At 41.4% G+C, this 25,071-nt stretch carries 40 protein-coding genes; 39 read left to right on the top strand and 1 reads right to left on the bottom strand.

Going from position 1 to position 25,071, the window contains the following annotated elements; translation table 11 throughout:
• Positions 1-180 precede the first annotated feature (180 nt).
• The 30 genes from EL162_RS00900 to rplQ all read left to right on the top strand — a co-directional run bounded on the left by EL162_RS00900 (position 181) and on the right by rplQ (position 16,716).
• Positions 181-777 carry a Maf family protein gene (locus EL162_RS00900; protein ID WP_126329436.1) on the top strand — a complete coding sequence of 199 codons (597 nt, stop codon included), beginning with the start codon at positions 181-183 and terminating at the stop codon, positions 775-777.
• Between the two features lie 187 nt (positions 778-964).
• Complete coding sequence (locus tag EL162_RS00895) at positions 965-2,575, top strand: Rne/Rng family ribonuclease (RefSeq protein ID WP_126329434.1); 1,611 nt, start codon at positions 965-967, stop codon at positions 2,573-2,575.
• A gap of 417 nt (positions 2,576-2,992) precedes the next feature.
• Positions 2,993-3,304 (top strand): 30S ribosomal protein S10, encoded by a 312-nt coding sequence (rpsJ, locus tag EL162_RS00890; RefSeq protein ID WP_003656991.1) that lies wholly within the window; start codon positions 2,993-2,995, stop codon positions 3,302-3,304.
• Between the two features lie 53 nt (positions 3,305-3,357).
• Positions 3,358-3,996: a 50S ribosomal protein L3 gene (rplC, locus tag EL162_RS00885; protein ID WP_076555636.1), complete on the top strand. Its 639-nt coding sequence runs from the start codon at positions 3,358-3,360 to the stop codon at positions 3,994-3,996.
• Positions 3,997-4,010: 14 nt separating this feature from the next.
• Positions 4,011-4,613 carry a 50S ribosomal protein L4 gene (gene rplD / locus EL162_RS00880; RefSeq protein WP_076555637.1) on the top strand — a complete coding sequence of 201 codons (603 nt, stop codon included), beginning with the start codon at positions 4,011-4,013 and terminating at the stop codon, positions 4,611-4,613.
• Positions 4,610-4,939 (top strand): 50S ribosomal protein L23, encoded by a 330-nt coding sequence (gene rplW / locus EL162_RS00875; RefSeq protein ID WP_076555638.1) that lies wholly within the window; start codon positions 4,610-4,612, stop codon positions 4,937-4,939. Before rplD ends, rplW begins: the two co-directional genes overlap by 4 nt.
• Positions 4,940-4,950: 11 nt before the next feature.
• Complete coding sequence (gene rplB / locus EL162_RS00870; RefSeq protein ID WP_076555639.1) at positions 4,951-5,778, top strand: 50S ribosomal protein L2; 828 nt, start codon at positions 4,951-4,953, stop codon at positions 5,776-5,778.
• Positions 5,779-5,790: 12 nt separating this feature from the next.
• Positions 5,791-6,066, top strand: coding sequence for a 30S ribosomal protein S19 (rpsS, locus tag EL162_RS00865; RefSeq protein ID WP_003656984.1), 276 nt, complete (start codon positions 5,791-5,793; stop codon positions 6,064-6,066).
• Positions 6,067-6,075: 9 nt separating this feature from the next.
• The gene (gene rplV, locus EL162_RS00860) at positions 6,076-6,405 is read left to right on the top strand and encodes a 50S ribosomal protein L22 (RefSeq protein WP_003656983.1); all 330 of its coding nucleotides are present in this window, start codon (positions 6,076-6,078) and stop codon (positions 6,403-6,405) included.
• Positions 6,406-6,407: 2 nt separating this feature from the next.
• Positions 6,408-7,130: a 30S ribosomal protein S3 gene (rpsC, locus tag EL162_RS00855; protein WP_076555640.1), complete on the top strand. Its 723-nt coding sequence runs from the start codon at positions 6,408-6,410 to the stop codon at positions 7,128-7,130.
• 3 nt (positions 7,131-7,133) lie between these two features.
• On the top strand, positions 7,134-7,547 hold the full coding sequence (gene rplP / locus EL162_RS00850) for a 50S ribosomal protein L16 (RefSeq protein ID WP_064603324.1): 414 nt from the start codon (positions 7,134-7,136) through the stop codon (positions 7,545-7,547).
• The gene (gene rpmC / locus EL162_RS00845) at positions 7,547-7,744 is read left to right on the top strand and encodes a 50S ribosomal protein L29 (protein WP_076555641.1); all 198 of its coding nucleotides are present in this window, start codon (positions 7,547-7,549) and stop codon (positions 7,742-7,744) included. The genes rplP and rpmC overlap by 1 nt, the downstream gene beginning before the upstream one ends.
• Entirely contained in the window at positions 7,741-8,013 is a 273-nt protein-coding gene (gene rpsQ / locus EL162_RS00840; protein ID WP_076555642.1) for a 30S ribosomal protein S17, read from the top strand. The genes rpmC and rpsQ overlap by 4 nt, the downstream gene beginning before the upstream one ends.
• A 111-nt stretch (positions 8,014-8,124) precedes the next feature.
• Positions 8,125-8,493, top strand: a complete 369-nt coding sequence (gene rplN / locus EL162_RS00835) for a 50S ribosomal protein L14 (RefSeq protein WP_049236821.1) — start codon at positions 8,125-8,127, stop codon at positions 8,491-8,493.
• Between the two features lie 17 nt (positions 8,494-8,510).
• Complete coding sequence (rplX, locus tag EL162_RS00830; RefSeq protein ID WP_076555643.1) at positions 8,511-8,828, top strand: 50S ribosomal protein L24; 318 nt, start codon at positions 8,511-8,513, stop codon at positions 8,826-8,828.
• A gap of 20 nt (positions 8,829-8,848) precedes the next feature.
• Complete coding sequence (gene rplE, locus EL162_RS00825) at positions 8,849-9,385, top strand: 50S ribosomal protein L5 (protein WP_076555644.1); 537 nt, start codon at positions 8,849-8,851, stop codon at positions 9,383-9,385.
• An 11-nt stretch (positions 9,386-9,396) separates the two neighbouring features.
• A complete protein-coding gene (gene rpsN / locus EL162_RS00820; RefSeq protein WP_076555645.1) occupies positions 9,397-9,702 on the top strand; it encodes a 30S ribosomal protein S14 in 306 nt (101 codons plus the stop codon).
• An 11-nt stretch (positions 9,703-9,713) separates the two neighbouring features.
• On the top strand, positions 9,714-10,112 hold the full coding sequence (gene rpsH, locus EL162_RS00815; RefSeq protein ID WP_126329432.1) for a 30S ribosomal protein S8: 399 nt from the start codon (positions 9,714-9,716) through the stop codon (positions 10,110-10,112).
• Positions 10,113-10,259: 147 nt separating this feature from the next.
• Entirely contained in the window at positions 10,260-10,793 is a 534-nt protein-coding gene (gene rplF / locus EL162_RS00810; RefSeq protein WP_076555671.1) for a 50S ribosomal protein L6, read from the top strand.
• An 11-nt stretch (positions 10,794-10,804) separates the two neighbouring features.
• Positions 10,805-11,155, top strand: a complete 351-nt coding sequence (gene rplR, locus EL162_RS00805; RefSeq protein ID WP_076555647.1) for a 50S ribosomal protein L18 — start codon at positions 10,805-10,807, stop codon at positions 11,153-11,155.
• 2 nt (positions 11,156-11,157) lie between these two features.
• Positions 11,158-11,655 (top strand): 30S ribosomal protein S5, encoded by a 498-nt coding sequence (gene rpsE / locus EL162_RS00800; protein WP_076555648.1) that lies wholly within the window; start codon positions 11,158-11,160, stop codon positions 11,653-11,655.
• 17 nt (positions 11,656-11,672) lie between these two features.
• Positions 11,673-11,852, top strand: a complete 180-nt coding sequence (gene rpmD, locus EL162_RS00795) for a 50S ribosomal protein L30 (protein ID WP_076555649.1) — start codon at positions 11,673-11,675, stop codon at positions 11,850-11,852.
• Positions 11,852-12,292, top strand: coding sequence for a 50S ribosomal protein L15 (gene rplO, locus EL162_RS00790; RefSeq protein ID WP_076555650.1), 441 nt, complete (start codon positions 11,852-11,854; stop codon positions 12,290-12,292). Before rpmD ends, rplO begins: the two co-directional genes overlap by 1 nt.
• 3 nt (positions 12,293-12,295) lie before the next feature.
• Positions 12,296-13,624 carry a preprotein translocase subunit SecY gene (gene secY, locus EL162_RS00785; protein WP_076555651.1) on the top strand — a complete coding sequence of 443 codons (1,329 nt, stop codon included), beginning with the start codon at positions 12,296-12,298 and terminating at the stop codon, positions 13,622-13,624.
• 15 nt (positions 13,625-13,639) lie between these two features.
• Positions 13,640-13,756 carry a 50S ribosomal protein L36 gene (gene rpmJ, locus EL162_RS00780; RefSeq protein ID WP_036364264.1) on the top strand — a complete coding sequence of 39 codons (117 nt, stop codon included), beginning with the start codon at positions 13,640-13,642 and terminating at the stop codon, positions 13,754-13,756.
• Positions 13,757-13,886: 130 nt separating this feature from the next.
• Positions 13,887-14,243, top strand: coding sequence for a 30S ribosomal protein S13 (gene rpsM, locus EL162_RS00775; RefSeq protein WP_076555652.1), 357 nt, complete (start codon positions 13,887-13,889; stop codon positions 14,241-14,243).
• A gap of 20 nt (positions 14,244-14,263) precedes the next feature.
• Positions 14,264-14,656 carry a 30S ribosomal protein S11 gene (gene rpsK, locus EL162_RS00770; RefSeq protein ID WP_076555653.1) on the top strand — a complete coding sequence of 131 codons (393 nt, stop codon included), beginning with the start codon at positions 14,264-14,266 and terminating at the stop codon, positions 14,654-14,656.
• 12 nt (positions 14,657-14,668) lie between these two features.
• Positions 14,669-15,310 (top strand): 30S ribosomal protein S4, encoded by a 642-nt coding sequence (gene rpsD, locus EL162_RS00765; RefSeq protein WP_076555654.1) that lies wholly within the window; start codon positions 14,669-14,671, stop codon positions 15,308-15,310.
• Positions 15,311-15,334: 24 nt separating this feature from the next.
• A complete protein-coding gene (locus EL162_RS00760) occupies positions 15,335-16,339 on the top strand; it encodes a DNA-directed RNA polymerase subunit alpha (RefSeq protein WP_076555655.1) in 1,005 nt (334 codons plus the stop codon).
• Positions 16,340-16,356: 17 nt separating this feature from the next.
• Positions 16,357-16,716 (top strand): 50S ribosomal protein L17, encoded by a 360-nt coding sequence (gene rplQ / locus EL162_RS00755; RefSeq protein WP_076555656.1) that lies wholly within the window; start codon positions 16,357-16,359, stop codon positions 16,714-16,716.
• A gap of 272 nt (positions 16,717-16,988) precedes the next feature.
• Here rplQ and EL162_RS00750 read toward each other — a convergent pair whose 3' ends face one another.
• Complete coding sequence (locus tag EL162_RS00750) at positions 16,989-17,444, bottom strand: hypothetical protein (RefSeq protein ID WP_126329430.1); 456 nt, start codon at positions 17,442-17,444, stop codon at positions 16,989-16,991.
• 82 nt (positions 17,445-17,526) lie between these two features.
• Here EL162_RS00750 and EL162_RS00745 point away from each other — a divergent pair, with 82 nt between their 5' ends.
• The 9 genes from EL162_RS00745 (at position 17,527) to cmr1 (ending at position 25,071) form a co-directional block, all read left to right on the top strand.
• Complete coding sequence (locus EL162_RS00745) at positions 17,527-17,712, top strand: hypothetical protein (protein WP_126329428.1); 186 nt, start codon at positions 17,527-17,529, stop codon at positions 17,710-17,712.
• Positions 17,713-17,898: 186 nt separating this feature from the next.
• Positions 17,899-18,216: a hypothetical protein gene (locus EL162_RS00740; RefSeq protein WP_227543413.1), complete on the top strand. Its 318-nt coding sequence runs from the start codon at positions 17,899-17,901 to the stop codon at positions 18,214-18,216.
• Positions 18,217-18,299: 83 nt separating this feature from the next.
• Positions 18,300-18,689, top strand: coding sequence for a hypothetical protein (locus EL162_RS00735; protein ID WP_126329426.1), 390 nt, complete (start codon positions 18,300-18,302; stop codon positions 18,687-18,689).
• 101 nt (positions 18,690-18,790) lie between these two features.
• Positions 18,791-19,075, top strand: a complete 285-nt coding sequence (locus tag EL162_RS00730; protein ID WP_197718982.1) for a hypothetical protein — start codon at positions 18,791-18,793, stop codon at positions 19,073-19,075.
• Positions 19,075-19,758 carry a hypothetical protein gene (locus EL162_RS00725; RefSeq protein ID WP_126329424.1) on the top strand — a complete coding sequence of 228 codons (684 nt, stop codon included), beginning with the start codon at positions 19,075-19,077 and terminating at the stop codon, positions 19,756-19,758. The genes EL162_RS00730 and EL162_RS00725 overlap by 1 nt, the downstream gene beginning before the upstream one ends.
• 318 nt (positions 19,759-20,076) lie before the next feature.
• Positions 20,077-21,696, top strand: coding sequence for a DUF637 domain-containing protein (locus tag EL162_RS00715; protein ID WP_126329422.1), 1,620 nt, complete (start codon positions 20,077-20,079; stop codon positions 21,694-21,696).
• A gap of 2 nt (positions 21,697-21,698) precedes the next feature.
• Entirely contained in the window at positions 21,699-22,073 is a 375-nt protein-coding gene (locus EL162_RS00710; protein ID WP_126329420.1) for a DUF596 domain-containing protein, read from the top strand.
• A 479-nt stretch (positions 22,074-22,552) separates the two neighbouring features.
• Complete coding sequence (gene csm6, locus EL162_RS00705) at positions 22,553-23,701, top strand: CRISPR-associated ring nuclease Csm6 (RefSeq protein WP_126329417.1); 1,149 nt, start codon at positions 22,553-22,555, stop codon at positions 23,699-23,701.
• A gap of 11 nt (positions 23,702-23,712) precedes the next feature.
• Positions 23,713-25,071 (top strand): type III-B CRISPR module RAMP protein Cmr1, encoded by a 1,359-nt coding sequence (gene cmr1 / locus EL162_RS00700; RefSeq protein WP_170161387.1) that lies wholly within the window; start codon positions 23,713-23,715, stop codon positions 25,069-25,071.

Here is a 25,071-nt window from a genome sequence, read left to right as displayed (position 1 = left end):
AACTTTTCATTATAGCATAGCTTGGCACGGTCTAAAACCAAGTTTATATAAAAAGCACTGCAATCAAAAAACCAAGCGGTGATGTTTGTCGTGCTATTATGGTTGTTATCAATGCCATTGACTTATGCTTTAAAAAAGGGCAATATTGCCAATTTGCTTTGAGACAATCAAGGGATTATTATGAATACCTTACCATTGATTCTGGCATCAACCTCGCCTCGCCGTCATGAGTTGCTGACAATGGCAGGCGTGCAATTTGATACAGTTGCGGTGCAGATTGACGAATCTTGGCAGGCTGGTGAGACTGCTGATGATTATATCAACCGCATGGTGCAACAAAAGGCAGCACAGGCGGCATCACTGGCTGATTTGCCATCGTCTTGTCTTGTCATCACAGCAGACACCATTGGGGTAAAAGATGGCATGGTACTGACCAAGCCTGTTGATAAGGCAGATGCGTATCGTATGTGGGCAATGTTGTCAGATACCACGCATAGTATCTATACGGCGGTTTGTGTTAGCCAAATTAACAAACAGCAGATTGTCAGACAGCGACAGATTTGTGAGCATACCGAAGTGGATTTTGTACCATTGACCGAGGCGATGAAGCAGCGTTATTGGGACAGTGGCGAGCCTATGGACAAGGCAGGTGCTTATGCCATTCAGGCAGGTGCAGCTGCTTGGGTGCGTAGTATCCGTGGCAGTTATAGCAACGTGGTGGGACTGCCGTTGTCTCAGACGCTGGCCTTGCTTGATGAGTTTGGGATTTATTCATAAAAATCATTGAGCTACCAGCCCTCAACTTGATAAGCCAAGTGCTTAGCTTTGTTAAAGTCCAATCAATGACCGTTTTTGTCAGACAGACTGGCAATTGTTGTTATTTGCTTTGCGTTGTCGGTGCTTGCACATTTGGCAAATATCGCTTACCATAATTGGTTGAATTACAATTATAAAAAGAGCAACAATGTCAGAAGAATTGTTAATTAATTATACGCCAATGGAATCTCGCGTGGCAGTCTTAACTGACGGTGCAACCAGTGAGATTGTCATCGAACGCCATCAAAAATTAGGGCTGGTTGGCAATATTTATTTGGGTACTGTGGTGCGTGTTTTGCCGGGAATGCAGGCGGCATTTGTTGATATTGGGCAGATGCGTACTGCTTTTTTGCACGCCAATGATATGCAAAAGCCAAAACGCAGCAGTGATGGTCTTGATGAGCCGCCTCGCCCTGTGATTACGCATCTGCCGATGGCGACCCCTGCCAAGACAAATGACAAGCAAGGGCATAGTGCCAGTGTCGATGTGGCAAATGTCGCAGTTAAATTGGCCGAAATGCCCGCCCAGCCCTTGATTGAGCATCGATTGCGAGAGGGTGATAGGGTATTGGTGCGAGTCATTAAAGATGAACTTGGCACAAAAGGGGCGAGGCTGACAACCAATATTTCATTGCCTTCACGCTATTTGGTGTATTTGCCAGACAATGAGCCTTATGTGGGAGTCTCTACACGCATCGAAGAGCGTGAAGAGCGTGTGCGACTCAAAGACAGCTTAACTAGGCTGATGGCAGAGGCCAATTTGCAAGGTGGTCTGATTGCACGCACTGCCGCCGAAAAGATAAGCGATGCCAAGCTCAAAGAGGATATTCATTACCTTGTGCAGTTGTGGCAGACCATCATCGCACGCACCGCCGCTGCCAAAATGCAGCCTGCCAAGCGTGCCGAGTTGATTTATCAAGAGTTGCCATTGCCTTTGCGTTGCATTCGTGATTTGGTAAATGAAAAAACCAGTAAGGTATTGGTGGATCATCGCCAAATTTATCATGAAGTTGCTTATTTTGCCCAAGAATTTGTGCCGTCCATTGCACCGCTGGTTGCTCATTATACAGGCGAAGTACCACTGTTTGATTTGTATCGTGTCGAAGAGGATTTGCAAAATGCCCTAAAGCGGCGTGTGGATCTGAAATCTGGCGGTTATTTGATGATTGATCAGACCGAAGCGATGACCACCATTGATGTGAATACAGGCTCCTATGTTGGTACGCGTTCGCTGGAGGAGACGGTTTATAAGACCAACTTGGAGGCAGCTCATGTCATCGCCCGTCAAATTCGCTTAAGAAATCTTGGCGGTATTATTATTTTGGATTTTATTGACATGGCAGAGCCACTGCATCGTAGCGATGTACTGACCACGCTACAGCAGCAGCTGGCGACAGACCCTGCCAAGACCAACATTACCCAAGTCAGTGAGCTTGGCTTGGTTGAGATGACACGCAAGCGAGTGCGTGAATCACTGCCACAGCAGCTGTGTGAGCCATGTCCTGTGTGCCAAGGTAAGGGTTATATCAAGACTGCCGAAACCGTTTGTTTTGAGATATTTCGTGAAATCATGCGTTATGCTCGCACTTATCACACCGCTCGCCAGTTTACCGTCATTGGACATGAATCGGTGATTGATTTGATGCTGTCTACCGAAGCGTCCACAGTGGCAGATTTGGAGCAGCTGATTGCCAAGCCGATTCGTTTTTTGGTGGAAGGTTGTTATCAGCAAGAAGAGTACAGCATCACCTTTGAATAAATATTTAACCAAAGCTGCCAATTTGCCATTGGTTGTCTTGTTGGCTCTCGAGTGTGTTGCAAACCTACCAAAAATTTAACAAAAAACCCAACAAAACCCTTGCACTGGCTAATTTTTCGTGTATAATATGCACCATCATTATTTTGCGTTGTGCTTTTTGTGATTAAATTAACTGACAAAAAGTTTACTTCAACAATGAACCTTGTTCAAAATATTAGGAAGTACTAAGCAACGCCACAGCCGAAGCATCGTTTTTGGCACTATTGAACAAACACCCTGCTACCTTGCACAGTTGTATATGGTTGGCAGGGATAGGATTATTTTGCTTTCACTGACTTTTTGAAAGCGAATTTTAACGGTTTAACTGAAATCTTTTAGATGGCAGTTTGTAAGCACTTAAATTAGGAGCTTGTTGGCATGGCTAACCAGAGAATCCGTATCCGACTAAAATCGTTCGACCATCGTCTGATTGATCAGTCGGCACAAGAGATTGTCGATACTGCAAAGCGTACAGGTGCACAAGTTTGCGGTCCTGTACCATTGCCGACTCGTATTGAGCGGTTTAATGTATTGACATCACCACACGTCAACAAAGACGCTCGTGACCAGTACGAAATTCGCACCCACAAACGCATGATCGACATCGTACAACCAACAGACAAAACTGTTGATGCACTGATGAAGCTAGATCTAGCAGCTGGTGTAGATGTTCAGATCGCTTTGGGCTGATGAACATAAGTCTGGTTTAAACTATTAAACTATTTAATATAAAGAGGTCTAAAATGGCGATTGGTTTAGTCGGTAAAAAATGCGGCATGACCCGAGTCTTTACTGAAGCAGGTGTTTCTATCCCTGTAACAGTAGTCGAGGTTGATGCCAACCGCATCTCGCAAATCAAAACAGTAGACACCGATGGCTATAACGCAATCCAAATCACAACAGGTGAGCGTCGTGACAGCCGCGTAACTGCTGCTCAAAAAGGACACTTCGCAAAAGCTGGCGTAGCTGCTGGTCGTGGTGTTTGGGAATTCCGTGCAGAAGAAAGCGATCTTGAAGGTCGTGAAGTTGGCGGTAATATCCTAGCTGATATCTTTGAAGTAGGTCAATTGGTTGATGTTACTGGTCAAAGTAAAGGTAAAGGTTTCCAAGGTGGTGTGAAGCGTCATAACTTCCGCACCCAAGACGCAACACACGGTAACTCTGTTTCTCACCGTGTATTGGGTTCTACAGGTCAAAACCAAACCCCGGGTCGTGTATTCAAAGGCAAAAAAATGCCAGGTCAAATGGGTAATAAACGCGTTACCGTTCAAGGCCTAGAAATTGTTTCTGTTGATGCCGAAAAAGGTGTACTAGTCATCAAAGGTGCTGTTCCAGGTGCTAATGGTGGCGATGTTATCGTACGTCCGTCAGTCAAAGCCTAGTAAAGGGGATTAACGTGAATTTAAAAACTGTTACAGGTGCAGCGGTTGAACTTTCGGAAACAACTTTTGGCCGTGAGTTTAATGAAGCCTTGGTACACCAAGTAGTAACTGCTTACCTAGCTGGTGCTCGTCAAGGTACTCGTGCACAAAAAACGCGTGGTGAAGTTTCTGGCGGTGGCAAAAAGCCATGGCGTCAAAAAGGTACTGGCCGTGCTCGTGCAGGCTCAATCCGTAGCCCAATTTGGGTTGGTGGTGGCCGTGCATTTGCTGCCAAACCACAAGACTGGTCACAAAAAGTGAACCGCAAAATGTATCGTGGTGCAATGCAGTGCATCTTGGCCGAATTGGTGCGTCAAGAGCGTCTGATTTTGGTTGATGAAATTTCAGTTTCAGCACCAAAAACAAAAGAGCTTATTGCCAAATTGGCTGAACTTAACGCTCCTCGTGCCTTGATTGTAACTCACGAAGTTGATGAAAACTTGTACTTGGCTGCACGCAATATCCCGTATGTTAATGTATTGGGTACTCGTGAAGTTGATCCAGTAAGTTTGGTTTCTTATGACAAAGTAATCATGTCGGTAGAAGCAGCGAAGCAATTTGAGGAGACACTGGCATGAGCAACGCAAGACTATATCAGGTACTAAAAGCACCTGTATTTTCAGAAAAATCTCAGCGTCTGGGTGATTCTTTGGGCGTGCAGGTTTTTAAAGTTGATAGCAAGGCTACCAAGCGTGAAATCAAACAAGCTGTTGAGCTGATGTTTGAAGGTGTTGAAGTTGTAAAAGTAAACACGCTAAACACCAAAGGTAAAACCAAGCGTTTTGGCCGTGTTGTTGGCAAGCGTTCTGACGTAAAAAAAGCGTATGTAACCTTAAAAGCTGGTTCAGACGTACAAATCGGTGCTGGTGAAGAAGCCACTGGCGAAACAGCGACTAACGAATAAGGATTCAAAAAATGCCTATCGTAAAAGCAAAACCTACATCACCAGGTCGCCGCTTTGTTGAGAAAGTAGTGCATCCACACCTTTATAAGGGTCGTCCATATGCACCGCTTGTCGAATCAAAAGCCAAAACTGGTGGTCGTAACAATAATGGCCGCATTACCACTCGTCATATCGGTGGTGGTCATAAGCAACATTATCGTTTGATCGACTTTAAGCGTACCAAAGATGGTATCCCAGCTGTGGTAGAGCGTATCGAATACGATCCAAACCGCACTGCACACATTGCACTACTTAAGTATGCTGATGGTGAGCGTCGTTATATTATCGCTCCTAAGAAATTAAGCGTTGGCGATCAAGTGCTATCAGGTGAGGCAGCGCCAATCCGTCCTGGTAACTGCTTGCCACTAAAAAATATCCCTGTTGGTACTACCATTCACAACATTGAACTAAAAATCGGCAAAGGTGCTCAAATTGCTCGTTCTGCTGGTGCTGCTGTTCAGTTGTTGGGTCGTGATGGTGCTTATGTTATCGTGCGTTTGCGTTCTGGCGAGACTCGCCGCATTCATGCAAACTGCCGTGCAGTTATCGGTGAAGTATCAAACACTGAAAACAACCTAAAATCATTGGGTAAAGCAGGTGCAGCACGCTGGCGTGGTGTTCGTCCTACCGTTCGTGGTACTGCGATGAACCCGATTGACCACCCACACGGTGGTGGTGAAGGCCGTAACTTCGGTAAGCACCCAACAAGCCCATGGGGTCAGAAAGCTAAGGGTCTTAAGACTCGTTCTAATAAGCGTACTGACAGTATGATTATCCGTCGCCGTCGTGCCAAGAAGTAAAGGAAAAGTTTCATGCCTCGTTCATTGAAAAAAGGTCCATTTATCGATGCGCATTTGTTTGCCAAGGTTGAAAATGCCCTAGAAAGCAACAGCCGCAAACCGATCAAAACTTGGTCACGCCGCTCGATGATTCTACCACAAATGGTAGGTCTAACCATTTCTGTACATAATGGTCGCACTCATGTGCCTGTTATCGTTAGCGAGCAAATGGTTGGTCATAAACTAGGTGAATTCGCTCCGACCCGTTCATATCGTGGTCATGGCGTTGATAAGAAGTCTAAGAGATAAGGTGCTACCATGGAAGTAACTGCAAAATTACGTGGTGCCGCCATTTCGGCACAAAAAGTAAGATTGGTTGCGGACGAAGTTCGTGGTAAGCCAATTGAACGCGCTTTGGATATCTTGACTTTTAGCAACAAAAAAGGTGCTAAATTGGTTAAGAAATGCCTAGATTCAGCAATTGCAAACGCTGAACACAACAATGGTCTTGACATCGACAAATTGCGTGTTACCACCATTTATGTTGATGAAGGCATTACCTTGAAGCGTATTATGCCCCGTGCCAAGGGTCGTGCTGACCGTATCAGCAAACGCACTTGTCATATCACTGTTAAAGTAGGGGAATAATCATGGGTCAAAAAGTACATCCAATTGGTATCCGTCTAGGCGTTATCAAAAAGCACAATGCAAATTGGTATGCAAGTCCAAAGCAATATTCAGAATATTTGCTAAATGACTTTCAAGTGCGTGCTTTTTTACGCAAAAAACTAGAAGGTGCAATGGTTAGCCATATCAATATCGAGCGTCCTACAGGTGCTGCAAAAATCACCATTCATAGTGCACGCCCAGGTACGATCATTGGCAAAAAAGGCGAAGATATCGAAAGCCTACAAAAAGAACTGACCAAATTGATGGGCGTTCCTGCTCAAGTGAATATCCAAGAGATTACCTCTCCTGATTTGGATGCTCGTTTGGTTGCTGAAGGTATTTCGAGTCAATTGGAGCGTCGTGTGATGTTCCGCCGTGCCATGAAGCGTGCTGTTCAAAACAGTATGCGTGCTGGTGCTCAAGGTATTAAGGTTGAGTTGTCAGGCCGTCTAGGCGGTGCAGAGATTGCTCGTACCGAATGGTATCGTGAAGGTCGTGTGCCTTTGCATACATTGCGTGCTGATATTGACTATGCATCAGTTCGTGCCGAAACTACTTACGGTACTATCGGTGTTAAAGTTTGGATTTTCCGTGGTGAAATCCTAGATGGTATGAACAGTGCTTACAACCCAGTTGTTGAAGACAAAGCACGTGCACCAAAACGCCGTGGCCGTACTAACCGCCGCAACACAGACAGAGGTTAAGCTATGTTACAACCAAAACGTACCAAGTTTCGCAAAATGCACAAAGGGCGTAACACTGGACTTGCCCAGCGTGGTAACACCGTTGCTTTTGGTGAAATTGGTCTAAAATCTATCGGTCGTGGTCGCATGACTGCTCGTCAAATTGAAGCAGCTCGTCGTACCATCACTCGCCGCATTAAGCGTGGCGGTAAAATCTGGATCCGTGTATTCCCAGACAAGCCAATTACCGAAAAACCATTAGAAGTTCGTATGGGTAAAGGTAAAGGTCCTGTTGAATACTGGGTAGCAGAAATCAAGCCGGGCAAAATGCTTTATGAAATCCAAGGTGTTAGCGAAGAGCTTGCACGCGAGGCTTTGACCCTTGCTGCAGCAAAACTTCCATTCAAGACCACCATTGTTAAACGGACGATTATGTAATGAAAACCAACGAATTACGCGAAAAATCAGTAGAGGAGTTGGCTCAATTGCTTGACGAAAAGCAACTTGACGCATTTCGTCTGCGTATGGCAAAAGCAACGGGTCAGCTAAGCAACACTCACGAAATCAAAGCCAATCGTCGCACAATTGCTAAGATTTTGACTTTGATCAACGAAAAACAAAGAGGTGACGCATGAGCGAGAATACTCAAACTCAAGAAGTTGGCGTTGTAACTGGTAAAGTCATCAGCAACAAAATGGATAAATCTATTGTTGTGCTGGTCGAACGCCAAATTCGTCACCCAATGTATGGCAAGCAAGTTCGCCGTTCTACTAAGCTAAAAGCTCATGATGAACACAATGTTTGCCAAGAAGGTGATATCGTGCGTATCAAAGAAACCCGTCCATTCTCAAAGACCAAAACTTGGGCTTTGGTGGATGTGGTTGAGACCGCTGTAAAAATTTAAGCTATTTGCATTAAAAGCCATTTGCTAGTATAATGTAGTTCTTTTGAGCTACATTTGCCAAATTTAGTGGTAAATGGCTTTTATGCTTTTATTTATTATTGGAGTAATGCGATGATTCAGACTGAAACAATGCTGGAAGTTGCAGACAACAGTGGTGCAAGACGCGTTCAGTGCATCAAAGTACTGGGCGGTTCACATCGTCGTTATGCATCTGTTGGCGACATCATCAAAGTAACAGTAAAAGAAGCAATTCCTCGCGGCCGTGTTAAAAAGGGCGACGTGATGAATGCAGTTGTTGTGCGTACCAAAAAAGGCGTTCGCCGTCCTGATGGTTCTGTGTTGCGTTTTGACGACAATGCGGCTGTATTGTTGAACAATAACAAAGCACCGATTGCTACGCGTATTTTTGGACCTGTTACTCGTGAACTACGCGGTGAGCAATTCATGAAAATTGTTTCACTTGCACCAGAAGTACTGTAATTGTTTAGAGGCTTATTATGGCAAAGTTACGTAAAGGCGACACCGTGGTTGTGATTGCTGGCAAAGACAAAGGCAAGCAAGGCACAATTTTGGCGGTGAAAGCAGATCGTGTAAAAGTTGAAGGCATTAACATTGTTACCAAGCACCAAAAACCTAACCAAATGTTGGGCAAAGAAGGTGGTATTGTTAAGCAAGAAGCATTTTTACATATTTCAAATGTTGCGATTTATAACGCAAAAACCCAAAAAGCAGATCGTATTGCTTACCAAGTGAACGCAGAGGGCAAAAAAGAACGCATCTACCGTTCAACTGGTGAAGTAGTGGCGACTGCATAAGAAACTAAGGGTATATAGTAATGGCAAGATTAAAATCATTATATAATGACAAGCTAAAACAGCAAATCAAAGAAGAGCTGGGCTTAGAAAATGTCATGCAAGTGCCAAAAATTACCAAAATCACTCTAAATATGGGTGTTGGTGGTGCAGCACAAGACAAAAAATTACTAGAAGGTGCTTTGGCAGACATGACCGCCATCGCTGGTCAAAAACCTGTTGTAACTAAGGCACGCAAATCAGTCGCAGGCTTTAAAATCCGTGAAGAGTGGCCAATTGGTTGTAAAGTTACTCTGCGTGGTGAGCAAATGTACGAATTCTTGGATCGTTTGATTGCCATCGCAATTCCTCGTATCCGTGATTTCCGTGGTTTTTCTTCAAAAGCATTTGATGGTCGTGGCAATTACTCACTGGGTATCAAAGAGCAGATCGTTTTCCCTGAAGTTGATTTTGATAAAATCGATCGTATCCGTGGTTTGGATGTTACCATCACTACAACCGCAGCAAACGATGATCAGGGTCGTGCATTGCTAAAAGCATTTGGTTTCCCATTTAGATAAGGTAAAATGTTATGGCTAAAAAAAGCATGATTAATCGCGAACTAAAACGCGAAAAAACAGTTGCCAAATATGCACAAAAGCGTGCCAACCTAAAAGCTATCATTAGCGACATTAATGCAAGCGAAGAAGAGCGTTTGGACGCAATGCTTGCATTGCAGGCTTTGCCACGCAACGCCTCTCCAGTGCGTTTGCGTAATCGCTGTGGCTTGACTGGTCGTCCACACGGTTATTTCCGTAAATTTGGCCTATCACGCAATATGTTGCGTGTCCATGTAATGCAAGGCGATGTGCCTGGCGTTCGTAAAGCTAGCTGGTAAGGAGTTAAGCTATGAGTATGCAAGATCCAGTTGCTGACATGCTAACTCGCATTCGCAACGCACAATCAAGAAATAAGCCATCTGTACAGATGCCAGCTTCAAAACTACGCAAATCAATCGCTGATTTGTTGGTTGCTGAAGGTTATTTGGCTTCTGCCGAAGTTAGTGATGCTGAAAATGGCAAAAAACTATTGACCATTGAGCTAAAATACTATCAAGGCAAAGGCGTTATTGAGCAACTAAAACGCTATAGTCGTCCTGGTCTGCGTCAATACCGTGGTAAAGATGAATTGCCAAGTGTTAAAAAAGGTCTTGGTGTTGCTATCATCTCTACCAGCAAGGGTATCATGAGCGATCGTGCTGCTCGTGAAGCAGGTATTGGCGGTGAAGTTATTGCTTTGGTTGCATAGTTAGCGGCTATTTGCAATTTACTGAAAAATTCAAATCTTTTATCTTTACATATAGATTTGATTATGATAGACTAGCAGGCTTATATGCCTGTTAGTTTTTTTGTTGCTACCAACTTTGGTAGTTTGATTTATTTAAAGGAAAATCCTATGTCTCGTGTGGCTAAAGCCCCAGTAACACTGCCTGCTGGCACTAGTGTTACTTTGAACGATCGGCAGGTTGAAGTCAAAGGCAAAAATGGTACTTTGTCTTTGAGCCTGCATGAATTGGTCGAGCTAAAACAAGAAGATGGTGTTATCACTTTATCTCCTGTTGCAGATACCAAAGAAGCGTGGATGCACACAGGTACAGTGCGTGCATTGTTAAATAATATGGTCAAGGGCGTAAGCGAAGGCTTTGAGCGTCGCTTGCAGTTGATTGGTGTTGGTTATCGTGCACAAGTTGCAGGTAACAAAGTAAACCTAAGCCTAGGTTTTTCACACCCAATTGAATATACGCTGCCAGAAGGCGTATCAGCAGAAAGCCCTAGCCAAACTGAAATTGTCCTAAAATCTAGCGACAAACAAAAACTTGGTCAAGCGGCTGCCAAAATTCGCAGCTTCCGTCCACCAGAGCCATACAAAGGCAAGGGTGTTCGTTATAGCGATGAAGTTGTTCTTCGTAAAGAAGCTAAGAAAAAATAAGGTGAGCCATAATGTTCGATAAAAAAGCAGCTCGTCTTCGTCGAGCGAAAAAAACTCGTGCACACATCCGTCATTTGGGTGTTAATCGTTTGACCGTTACTCGCACTCCGCGTCATATTTATGCCCAAATCATCTCACCAACTGGTGGCGTGGTTGTGGCTCAAGCATCAACACTTGATGCAAGTTTGCGTTCTGGCACTACTGGTAATGTTGAAGCAGCTAAAGCCGTTGGTGCTTTGATTGCAGAGCGTGCAAAAGCCGCTGGCGTTACAAAAGTTGCATTTGACCGTAGTGGTTTTAAATATCATGGCCGCGTTAAAGCTTTGGCTGACGCAGCTCGCGAAAACGGATTGGAGTTTTAATCATGGCAAAAGTAGAACAAACAGACGGTTTGGTAGAACGCTTGGTTGCCGTTGATCGCGTTGCAAAAGTGGTCAAAGGTGGTCGTATTTTCTCTTTCACCGCCCTAACGGTTGTTGGTGATGGCAATGGTCGTGTTGGCTTTGGTCGTGGTAAAGCACGCGAAGTACCAGCCGCTATCCAAAAAGCACTAGAGGCAGCCAAACGCAATATGATTACTGTGGATTTGGCAGGTCATACTTTGCAACACCCAATTAACGCTCGTCATGGTGCTTCTAAAGTATATATGCAGCCTGCCTCAGAAGGTACTGGCGTTATTGCTGGTGGTGCGATGCGTGCTGTGCTTGAAGTTGCTGGCGTTCAGAATGTATTGGCAAAATGCTACGGCTCAACCAATGCAGCCAATGTTGTACAAGCTACTTTCAAAGGCTTGCGTGATATGGTATCTCCAGAGCAAGTTGCAGCCAAGCGTGGCAAAACTGTTGAAGAAATTTTGGGCTAAGAAATAGGTGAGTTACGATGAAAAAAATGAAAGTTACTCAAGTAAAATCGAGTGCCCATCGCCTAGCGAGCCATAAGGCTTGCCTAAAAGGTTTGGGACTGCGTCGCATCGGTCATACTGTTGAAGTTGAAGACACTCCATCAACTCGTGGTATGGTAAACCGTGTGATTTACATGGTTAAAGTGGAGGAAGTGTAATGGGTCTTAAGCTCAATGAACTATCACCAGCATTAGGTGCCAAGAAAAAAGCACTTCGTCGCGGTCGTGGTATCGGCTCAGGCTTGGGCAAAACTGGTGGTCGTGGTATTAAAGGTCAAACTTCTCGCTCTGGCTCAAGCATTCCAGCGGGCTTTGAAGGCGGTCAAATGCCGATTTATCGTCGTTTGCCAAAATTTGGCTTTACTTCAAAATTGGCGATGACAACCGCAGAAGTACGCCTGTCAGAGTTGAATAAAATTGAAGGCGATGTGGTAAGCGTAGAAACGCTAAAAGCAGCCAATATTATCCGTGGTGATATGAAGCGTGCCCGCATCATCTTATCTGGTGAAGTAACTCGTGCATTAACCTTTAAAGGCGTAAAAGTTACCAAAGGTGCAAAACAAGCAATCGAAGCTGCTGGCGGCAGCATCGAGGAGTAATCTATGAAACAGTCTGCGTCTCGTTCAGGCATACCCTTGAATCCACTGGCTTTCATTCGTAAGTATGATGAGCTATGGACTCGTATGTTGTTTTTGTTGGGGGCGTTGATTGTTTATCGACTTGGTTCGCATATTCCAGTTCCCGGTATGAATCCTGTCAGCCTTGCTGATTTTTTCCAGAGAAATGATAATACCTTTTTGGGTATGTTTAATATGTTCTCTGGGGGTGCTTTGGAGCGTATGTCAATTATGGCATTGGGAATTATGCCGTATATCTCTGCATCGATTGTGGTGCAGATGATGTCGGCGATTATCCCTTCGCTTGAGGCCTTAAAAAAAGAAGGTGAGTCTGGTCGTAGAACATTAAACAAGTACACCAGACAGGGTACACTGGCTTTGGCATTTGTGCAAGCTGTGGGTATGTCTACAGGCTTGATTGCTGGTGGACTGACTCTGACAACAGGGCTTAGTTTTTACATTCCTGCAGTAACATCATTGGTTGCAGGTTCGATGTTTTTGATGTGGCTTGGTGAACAGATTACTGAGCGTGGCGTTGGTAATGGTATTTCCATGCTAATCCTTGCAAGTATTATTGCAAGTGCACCGGGTATGATTTCCCAAGCATTTAGTCAAGACATGAATCTGATTGTGATGATGTTATTTGTTGTATTGGGCGTGGCCGTTACAGCTGGTATTGTTTATATTGAACGAGCTCAGCGACGAGTGCCTGTTAATTATGCCCAAAAGCAGCAACAAGGTCGCAAGGTCTATGCACAGCAACAGTCGCATTTGCCTCTGAAGATTAATATGGCAGGGGTGATTCCAGCGATTTTTGCCAGCTCATTGTTGTTGCTTCCAGCAAGCCTTGGGCAATGGGTAACGGTCAGTGAAAATCCGACACTTAGCCAAGAAATCTTACAAAATATTTCTTTGGTTTTGCAACCGGGGCAGCCGCTGTATTTGCTACTCTTTGGCGTGATGATTATCTTCTTCTGCTATTTTTATACAGCGTTGATGTTTAACCCAAAAGAAGTTGCTGAAAATTTAAAACGCAGCGGTGCGTATATTCCAGGCATTAGACCGGGACAACAAACCAAGCGATATTTGGATTTTGTTTTAAATCGCTTAACATTTATTGGTGCGATGTATATGACGATCATTTGCTTGATGCCAATGATTATTCAGTCAGTGTTTAATGTGCCAATTCCTTTAGGCGGTGCATCTTTATTGATTATGGTGGTTGTGTTGATGGACTTTATTGCACAGATACAAGCACATTTGATGACGCATCAATATCATAATCAAACATTAGTTAAATCACCAAATCGGTGAAGTTAGGAGCATGAAATGAAAGTTCAAGCATCTGTAAAAAAAATCTGTGGCAGCTGCAAAATTGTTCGTCGCAAGGGCAAAGTTCTTGTGATTTGCAGTTCAGAACCACGCCATAAACAGCGTCAAGGTTAATTTTACAAATTAATACTTGATATTTTGCAGCGGATAATGTATTATCCGCTTCTTGCCATGCTATCATTTGTTTATTTGATAGTGGTTAAACTTAGCAAATACATTGTATTTGTGCTAATGGAGAGAATCAATGGCTCGTATTGCCGGTGTAAACATTCCGGATAACAAACATGCTGTGATTTCACTAACTTACATTTTTGGTATCGGTCGTACCACTGCCAAGCAAATTCTTGCTAAGGTTGGTATCAACGAAACTACCAAAATTGGTTCGTTAGACGATTCACAACTGGATGCTGTCCGTGCAGAAGTTGCAAACTACACAGTAGAAGGCGATCTTCGTCGTGAAGTTTCAATGAATATTAAGCGTTTGGTTGATCTTGGCTGCTACCGTGGTCTTCGCCACCGTCGTGGTTTGCCAGTAAATGGACAACGCACAAAAACTAACGCGCGTACCCGCAAAGGTCCACGCAAAGCAATTAAAAAGTAACTAACTTAGGAAGCTAAAAGATGGCAAAAGACACTCGTAGCCGCAAAAAAGTGGCTCGTCGTTCGGTATCTGAAGGTATCGCCCACATTCATGCGTCTTTTAATAACACCATTGTAACGATCACTGATCGTCAAGGTAATGCATTGGCTTGGGCCACCTCTGGTGGACAAGGCTTCCGTGGTTCACGCAAATCTACACCATTTGCTGCTCAGGTAGCAGCTGAAGTTGCAGGCAAAACTGCACAGGAAACTTATGGTGTCAAGAATATCGATGTCTTGGTAAAAGGTCCAGGACCTGGTCGTGAGTCTGCGGTTCGTGCATTAGGTGCATTGGGTTATAAAATTAACAGCATCAGTGATGTAACACCAATTCCACACAACGGCTGCCGCCCACCTAAGAAGCGCCGCGTTTAAGGAGAGAGACACATGGCCCGTTATATTGGTCCAAAATTAAAACTATCGCGTCGTGAAGGCACTGACTTGCAATTGAAGTCAGGTGTTAAGCCTTTTGATGTGAAAACAAAAAAAGCAGGTCGCGTACCTGGTCAGCATGGCAATAGCCAAAGCAAAACTTCTGAATACGCATCACAGCTTCGTGAAAAGCAAAAAGTAAAACGCATGTACGGTGTGTTGGAGCGTCAATTCTCTAACTACTATAAAGAAGCTGCTCGTCAGCGTGGTGCAACAGGCGAAAACTTGCTAAGCATGCTTGAGCGTCGTCTTGACAATGTTGTATACCGCATGGGCTTTGGTGCAACTCGTGCAGAAGCGCGCCAGTTGGTAAGCCATCGTGCAATCTTGCTTAAAAAAGCTGGTCGTGATGAATTTGTGCGTGTCAATATTCCATCTATCCAAGTACAAGATGGCGATGTGATTGCTGTGCATGAAAAGTCAAAAGAGCAATTGCGTATTAAAAACGCAGTTGAGCTTGCGACACAACGTGGCATTCCAGCATGGTTAGAAGTTGATCACAGCAAATTACAAGGCACATTCAAAACTGCACCAGATCGCAGCGAATTGCCAGCTGAAATCAATGAAAACTTGATTGTTGAGCTATATTCTAAATAATCCGAACTAAATCGAGGTGACACTATGACAAATGCAACTGAGTTTCTAACACCGAGTACAATTAATGTGGATACGGTTAATGAAACGACTGCAAAGGTCACGCTCGAGCCGTTAGAACGCGGTTTTGGGCATACATTGGGTAATGCTCTGCGTCGCATTCTATTGTCTTCGTTATCAGGTGCTGCTGTTGTAGAAGCCGAAATTGAAGGCGTTGATCATGAGTATTCAACGCTTGAAGGCTTGCAAGAAGATGTGTTGGATTTATTATTAAATCTAAAATCACTTGCCATCATTTTGCACGATCAAAACGAAGCATATTTAACTTTGGATAAACAGGGTGCAGGTGTTGTAACTGCAGCTGATCTACAATTACCACATAATGTTGAAATTGCTAATCCAGAATTGGTATTGGGTACATTAAGCGAACGCGGTCATCTAAAAATGCGTCTGCGTGTGGTAACTGGTCGTGGTTATGATCCTGCCAATCAGCGTCGTGAAGATGCCAATTCAAAAATCATTGGTCGCCTAAAACTTGATGCAAGTTTTAGCCCAATTATTCGTGTGGCATACGATGTTGAAAATGCTCGTGTTGAACAGCGTACCGACCTTGATAAACTGATTATCGAGCTAGAAACCAACGGTACGATCGATCCTGAAGAGGCAATTCGTAAGGCTGCAACCATTTTGCAGCAGCAGATTGCTATTTTTGTGGATTTGGAAGCAGAAGAAACCCCTGAACCTATCAAAGAAAAAGAAGAGATTGACCCTGTGCTATTACGCCCAGTGGATGATCTTGAGCTAACGGTTCGTTCGGCAAACTGCTTAAAAGCTGAAAACATTTATTACATCGGCGACTTGGTGCAGCGTTCAGAAACTGAATTGCTAAAAACACCAAATTTGGGTAAAAAATCATTGACCGAGATTAAAGATGTACTTGCATCAAAAAATCTTGAGCTTGGTATGCGTCTAGACAATTGGCCACCAAGCGATTTGCGAGTTGATGATCGTTTTTCTTACCGCAGCCGCTAATTTAAAGGATATTGACCATGCGACATCGTAAAAGCGGAGTCAAGCTGGGTCGCACCAGCAGTCATCGTAAGGCCATGTTCCAAAACATGACTAATTCATTGTTTGAACATGAGCTAATCAAAACCACATTGCCAAAAGCAAAAGAGCTTCGCCGTGTGGCAGAGCCTCTGATTACTTTGGCGAAAGAAGACAGCGTAGCTAATCGCCGTTTGGCATTCAGCCGTATGCGTAATAAAGCTATGGTTGGTAAGCTGTTTGGCGAACTTGGACCACGCTATCAAACTCGTCCAGGTGGTTATTTGCGTATCATCAAGTGCGGCTTCCGCGATGGTGACAATGCACCAATGGCTTATGTTGAGCTTGTGGATCGTCCATAATCAACTAACCAAAGATTAAAACCCTGGCATATGCTGGGGTTTTATTATTTTAGGCTATTTTTGAATACAATGTGATTTAAGGTTTGGTTGCTTAGTTAGTGATTGGGCAATAGATATTGATAACTTTACATAAGTATATAATTTAATTATAATAAAAATTGCTAAAAAGCATTTGTGCCTGGCTTGTCATGTTTTACTGAATAAATTACAAGAAAAAATGGATTGTGGCGGTGAAGTGACGAAAGAAATTTTTATCAACAAATTCATGATAATTAAAAATTAGAGGGCTTGCTTGAGAGGTCGCCTTGATTCTGTATCAAAATAAGTGATTGTAAATTATCGGAAAATTGTGATGCTGGCAAGTCTGAAGTGCTTTTGGGAAGTGATAAGTAATCAATTCTTGTAAGGTAAAATACCCAGCAACCCAGAAGGCTAATATGGCGGATAATCAAAAATTGCAAACCAGATAATGCTGATAAAGAAATGAGGGAGCATGAAATGAATAATTTAAATTTAGCAATATCATCAAAGCAAAGCCTTTGATATGTGATGAGTTTTGAAAAAGGAGGGGTTGTAAGATAAGCTGATAACCCGCGCATGAATATTGGCACATTGACTGCTGAACAGCCGCTCGGTTTGTTGATTTTCTGGCTTGGATAATATGGCTTATGCCACTTTAATGCTTGTAATTTATCAAGTTCCCAAGCTTTGCAAAAGAAATGTATCAAAAACCAGTGTAATTGCCAAAAGCTATAATTACCCCAAATTTAAATAACAGTCAAAAAGTCAATTTGAGCGAAATTTACAATCATGACCGAAGCGATGTTTTTTAAAATCGTAAAAAGCAGAGGCGGTTATGGAGATTTTTGTTATTATAACCAATTTGAGCTTATTTTTGAGAGTGAATTTTTGGCCATGCATCTGCCGGTAAAAAATCTGGAGAAGGCACTTTTATTCATGTCAGATGGTGAAAAGCAGATGGTTATATTGAGGTAAATTTTTAAAATCGCTTCGCAACAGCTAAAAATTTAGTCAGCGACCAAAAAAGGCGAAGATTACATCGCCCAAGCTATTGCTGGCAACATAGGCAAATATGGCTATAAGATTGTTAAAGGTGTTGGCGGTAGGGTTGTTGAGCGGGTTAAGGGATATAAGAAAAACCCCAATGCACCGAAACAGAACTTGGCAGAAAAACCAGCCCAATTAACTGCCAGTCTAAAAATGCCTAATAATAGACATTATGCGGACAAAATTACCCAAAAAAGTTTAGCAAAAGAACAGAATACCATCATTGACAGATCTAAAGTTGATGTTCAATCCGATGTAGATGCCATTAGAAACGGTAAGGCTGTATTTATCAATAATCAATATCACATTAATGGCAGGATTTATGGTCATCATGATGGGGTTTTATATCCAATTTCTGGCAATGGTTTTTATACACTAAGTAGAATCGAATTTAAAACTTTTGGCGTATTTAGCCAGTTTGGTAATACTTAAAAATCAAAACAAATCTTGGATAACATGAAAGTCGATCAGGCAACAAGAGTAAAAATATTAAAGTTATATAAAGAGATTAAAAAATGATGGATGTATTGGTAGATAAAAGAATTGATTTTTCAATTTTACAACACTTATTATCTCAACTTTTTAATATAGACAAGGAATATATTGCAATATCTAGGGAGAATGACGAAGTTGATTTTCCAGATGATATCCAATGCTGGTGTCTTGTTTTTGATACTAGCGGTGATGCACAAATGATGCTACAATTATATAGAATTGAATCGATAAATCAATCATTGTTATTAAAAAGACTCTCTTATCTATCTACTGAGTTTAATATTTCTTTTTTTATCCCATGTGATAATTTCGATAAATTCTATAAAATATCACCAACCAAAGTTCAAACGGTTAGATTGGATGAAGATAAAATAGACAAACAGAGATATTGTTTTAGTCTCATAGAGTAGGTGTAAATCTTACCGTCAATCAAGATAATACCTACTTTGTTTCAGGCATACCAAATGGCAAATATCAGTCATTTGGGGTGTGGGTGCATAATGATTGCGGGTTGGCATTATTAACTCTCCAATCTCATGTTGAAAAAGGTTTAAGAGGTAGGGGCAAATTACATAATATTGATGAAGCTGGTTTAAGAAAATTAGTTATTGATATTGGCTACAATAAAGACGCATTACAACAAGCTAAAGCTATTGTTGAACATAGTATAAAAATCAGAAAAGCAGAAAAATCTAAACAACCTAATAAAAGGCTAGATAAAGGTCATCAGGAAAGAGTTCAAATGGAACAACGGATACTTAATAGAATCAATAATATGCTAAGAGAAATACCCTAATGATAAATAAAACCAATCAGCAGACTTTATTAAAAAGCAAATTTGCTGACATATTGTCGTCCAAATATGAATTTAATAGTGATGAATATGCTAAATTAATCAATGAAGCAATTTTTGTCGATTTATTAGATGATGCTTTAATCATATTAAATAAAATGGCAGATTCGAACGATTACTCCATTATTTTTGCGTTGTCTTTTGTTCTTGAACATGCAAATTTGGACTTTGTACAATCCAACAAAAACCAAATTGCCGATATTATCACAAAAGCAGCATCAAAAAACTACCAAAGGGCAAATTTTTATTTTAGTGAAGTATTTCAAACAGTTCTTGAGAGAAATATAGACTATCAAAATTACTTAGACTTATTTATCAAATCTAATGATGCAGATGTACAGAATAAGTCCATAGAGCAGTTAATTTTCTTATCGACACACCAAATTCAGCAACTAACCTCTTTGTCTAACAGCATTGATCTGTCTTATTTTCATGATGATTTTAATACTTTAAAAAACAAAATAAAAAATCTTAATATTCAAACAACCTCTTTAACGCAAAAAAAAATAATTGCAATCTGTTATCTAAAATACAGTAAAGATCGCACCCAAAGCTATAAGATATTTAAAGAGAACAATCCGGAATTATTTGATTTTATCTTTTTTTGTCAACTTTATGATAATTAACTTGCAAAAATGGTTTAATATGGCAAAAAGATGATTTATATTCAATTCCTTAAGTGTTAAGTGCAGGATAGGCTTACGCTGTCAAAAATATATATTTAAAACATGGCTAATTTGTTCAACGCCATCAATGAATTAAAATCATTACCTTGGTTTGGGGCTTCTGTGTGCGATATAAGAGCGTTTAGTGTCGAATAGGCCAGGGTCACCGAAGTAGTTAAGCACCCAAATACGAGCTAAAAACGCCTTTATGGGCGTTTTTTATTTGGGTTGATGGCTAATAATTTCTCTTTCACCCACCCCACCCCACTTTCTTAAGCAATGGCTGATAAAATTCTGCTCGTTCAGGTTTTAATAAATCGTCTGCAATCCAAGTTGCCAATGCTTCATAGCCTTTTGTCCACTTGGCAATTTACTATCGCCACCAGCGGCACTGCCACAAATATCTCTATGGCGGTAGCTGCCCAAGCTGGCAGTCAGACCATCGGTGCAATGGCAGGGGCTGCTTTTACTTCATTGGTTCAAATCTCTCATATCAGCCTAATCAACAACAAAGGCGATATTGCCAAAACCTTTAAAGATTTAGGCAGTAAAGACAATGTCAAACGGTTTGCCTTTGATGTCATCAGTGCTGGCATCACCCAAAAGATTGAGAAAAACTTTGCTGTACAAGCAGGTCAAGACAAGCTAAAATTTAGCGATCAAATGCTAAAAATGCTTGTCCAAAGCACAAGTAACAGTTTATTAGAAACTGCCATTTATAACACTGACCTTGATAAAAACCTAACAAAAAATCTAAGATCAGGCTTAGCAGGTATTTTTAACCAAGAGATCTTTGGTAGACTTGTAAAACCCTTAGACGAAAACGACATAGGATTTATTAATAACACCAAACACAAACTTGCTGCTGCTCTTACAGGCTGTATTTCTGCTGAAATTGCCAAAAATGACTGTGAATCAGCTGCCCTAGGTGCTATGATAGGTGAGATGTGGGCGGATAGAAAAATAGATAATCCAAACACATTAACCGACAAACAAAGACAACAAATCATCAACGAATCTCGCCTAGCTGCAAGCTTTGCTGCCTTTATCTTTGATAAAGACATCAACACCGCAGCAAATATGGCTTCTGAGGCGGTTAGGTGGAATTCTACCGCTGAAATTGCACTGGGGCATGAGTGGAATCAAATTACCAGTGATATAGATGGTACTTATGCTAAGGAGCAGCTACAGGCGATTAAAGATATTCCAGACAATCTTGCTGAATTATCAGAAAACATCACCTATTTAAAAAACAGCAATAATGATTTTATTATTTGTATACGGACTACAACACAATCTTGCCTACCAAAACAAGGTCAAAGATACGCAACACAAAATGAAATCAGTGAAGGTTATAGAAACTTCATACTTGATATTATCCCAATCCCTGGCGGTACATCTGCAAAAGCGGTTGTTAAAAAAAGTGGTAGAGTGGTTTCTGAAGCGGTTGTAAACAAACCTGCAAACAATATTGGCAAAAATAATGCAAATTATCGCCGTGATCGGCATGAAAAGATTACTGCTAAAGGCATTCAGACAGAGAAAGTAAATGAGCTTCGTAAACTATTTGATGAAAACAACGCAAGCAAAAGTATCAAAATTGGCAATAAAACACTACATCAAGAAGCAAATAGTTCAGGGTTAACTCGCATATTCAAAGGAGCGAGCGACGAAGAAGTAAAACGATATTTTATGGATCTTACTGGTCAGCCATTACCTCCACCAAGAAACATCCCAAATAAAGGAATTGTTTATGTTGCTAAAACACCGTATGGTAATTTTAATCTCAGAGTTTTTGCTTCAAGCTCTGATAGATCGGGCCCTGTTTGGACGATTGATATTCCTAAAAAGCTAACTAAAAGCAGAAAAAATCCAGAAATTAAATTCTTAAGGAGATAATGATGGTTGATATATCCGAAGAGCTCAAACAAGAAATCTTTGAAATCTCCAAAGGATCATGGATATCAGGTTTTTTTAGTGCCATTTCTGGTTATCTTCCAAACATCAGTTTTGAAGAACATAAAGAGGTATTTTTTGCACTGTCGGAAGAATGGCTAAACAACGGCTTAATTAAGTTTGATGTACCTTATATTGAGGGTGTTCCATTTGAGAGAAGGGTTTGGGAAGCACCAACAGAAGAAATCATACAGTATCTTAAGGATAGTTTTCCGAAAGAAGCTACTGATGAGCTTGATGCCAATGTAAATTTATACTTCCTTATTAATGCCCCAGCCATATTATGGCTCCATGATGATGGTAGCTATTATGGAAGCTGAAAACCCACCCAAGAAGACTTTGACAGAGGCTCTACAATGAATCGCGGTAACTGTCAATGATACTGGTATCATCAATAACAGCATACATAAAATCTCTGCTGGTTTAACAGGCTGTGTGGCAGCCAAAGCCAAAGGCGAGGCTTGTAAGGCAGGTGCTTTGGGTACTATGATGGGTGAGATGGTTGGCGATTGGATGACAATTATTTTTTAAGATAAGGGCGGGTTCACCGCAGCTGTTTGTCTTTGATATTTAATTTATGCTGTTTTGTAAGCTTGCAGTCTTAAAATTTGTGATGATGTTTTGATACAATGTATGTATTGGTCATTAAATAACCAGTTGCCTACGATAAAGTCGATGATTGTTGATGTGGTGCATTTATCACGGACTTGGTGTTTGTGATCTTGGCTTTTTAGTGTGCCATTTTTTAGTGATTTTGCTTAGGTTTGTAGGGAGTAAGAGGGTGTGATGATGGATTGTAATGACAAAAAAGACCAAAAACATTTTATTTTTGGTAACGGGCATGACGCCACAAATTATCACAGAAACCGTGTGGGCATTGGCATGCGACCCAAACAATGACAGCCCATGGGTGCCTGATGAGATTCATGTGCTAAGCACCGAGGATGGGTTAAATCAGATTCGTTCGCGTTTGTTTGGTGAAAAAGAAGGTTATAAATTCGCAAAATTTAAACAAGAATATCCACAACTAAATCATGTTGCATTTGACAACACAGACAAGTATTTGCACAGCATACAAAATGATGGGATTAATTTACAAGACTTAAAAACACCCGAAGATAACGAAATTGCAGCAGATGAGATTTGTAGGCAGATTCGTAAGTTTACCCAGCAAGATGATGTTGCACTTCATGTATCTATTGCAGGTGGTCGCAAAACCATGGGTTTTTATGCGGGCTATGCCTTGTCTTTGTATGGCCGTGCCCAAGATCGCATGTCGCATGTGTTGGTTGAAGAGCGTTATGAATCGGCACGAGATTTTTTCTACCCCAGTATGGACGAAACTGTATTTGTTACCAATCGTGATGGCATTGAGCTTAAGGCAAAAGATGCACAGATTTGGCTGGCGGACATTCCTTTTGTGCGTATGAAAGACGCAATTGTTCAAAGACATCAGCTAAGAAGCCAAGACAACTTTAGTCAGGTAGTGGAAAAAATCAATCAATCTTATCAAGATGTCAGTATTGAAATCAATTTAGCAGCTCAATACATTACAGTTAATGACAAAATCACCTTGGATTTGCCACCACGAGAGTTTGCCATGTTTCACTGGTTTGCAGACATGTGCAAACAGGGCAAAGAAGGCGTGATTGCCCCCACCAAAAAATGGGCTGATGCTGATGTTGATTTAAGAAATAAAATTGATCAATTAACAGATGAATTTGGTCGGTATTATGCAGATGTAAAAAATATCAGCGATGATTTGCGTGTGGATAAGGCCTTTTTTGAAACGGTAAAAGCACGACTCAAAGAAATGCTCGACCATCAGTTAGGGCTTGAATTATCTGCAAAAATCGCAATTACGCAAAATAAGCGTGGGCAGCCGTTTTATTTGAATCTAAGCCCTGACTGTATTGCTATCGTAGATAATTTTGCTAATAAATTTTAAAGGACATGAAAATGACAGTAAGAATACCAAAAGCAGAGCATGATGCCTTGTTGAGTGAAGCAAAAGAGACTCTTCAGGCACAATCATCTGTCTTGCAGTGGCACACGCTACACTGTGAGCTTATCACGCCTATGTATGGTGGTGGCGTTATCTCAACAAAGGTTGATGAAAAAATGCCCATCAGAGCCAGTGCTATTCGTGGACAGCTGCGTTTTTGGTGGCGTCTGCTTGCCAAGCATCAATGGAATTTGGAAGATATTGCTAAAGCTGAACAAAAACTTTGGGGCGGTATGGGTATTGGCGATGCTGATGGGCAGGCAGGACAAGTGTTATTAAGAGTAAAGAATTGCTCAAAGCCGAACATTGAAGCATGGGCGAGATATTTACCAAATCATAAACAAAAACTCATACTTACACCAGAAAAATGGGCAAATGTACCTTATGCTTTATTTCCTGCTCAAGGCAAACTCAGAAATAAAGGCACAGAAATTGAAGAAAATCCACATGAATTATTACGAGAGGGCTTTACATGGGAATTGCAAGTTGCTTTTTTGCCAAGCATTGAGCAAGTAAAAAATGAACTCTTAAAAAGCGAACAACCAAGCTTTGAGACACAAGTATGGGAAAGTATTCGTTGGTGGTCTAATTTTGGAGGTGTTGGTGCAAGAACTCGTAGAGGATTGGGTGCAGTACAAATACAACAAAACCAGTTTTTTACTAAAATAATTTCAAAAGATGAAGTGGAAAGACTTGGTTTTTGTGTGCAAATGAAAGTTGTAAGTAGCAATAGTGTATATCAGTCGTGGGAATATGCCGTCAAAGCCCTTGAAAAATTTCGTCAAATTGGTGTCGGACGAAATGACCACAGCTCTCGTAGTCATTGGTCGGAACCTGATGCAATTCGTGCTATCACTGGACAGTCTATTGCTAAACATTCACAAAGAAAAACAAAAGGTGATATTTTTCCACGAGCAGGGTTTGGTCTGCCTATTATTACTAAATTTAAAGATAATAATCCCAAAGGTGATGACACGAGCAAATATGTAGATCCAATAACAACTACTTTAAAGCTAAAATATAGAAAAGATGCTAATGCTGATTGGGAGGTTTATGAAAGATTATCTAGCCCTTTAATTTTACGCCCCTATCTTGATGAACAAAATCAATGGCATTCACTAGTATTAGTTTTAAATGAGCCTTTGTATCAATCTGAGTTGTTTCAGCCAGTTTTGGAAGTGGGTAAAAATAACTATCGAGATGTGGTATTTTGGAATGATGCACAAGCAACTGATATTAAACCATTAAAGCAAGGCGAGGGTGAGGAAATTCTAAAACCACTACAAGCATTTTTAACTTATTTTGCAAAATAA

It is taken from the genome of Moraxella cuniculi (genome assembly GCF_900637105.1).
GTDB classification, from domain to species: domain Bacteria; phylum Pseudomonadota; class Gammaproteobacteria; order Pseudomonadales; family Moraxellaceae; genus Moraxella; species Moraxella cuniculi.
Note: the sequence above shows the minus strand (reverse complement) of the source record. Positions and strands in the feature narration are given on the sequence as shown.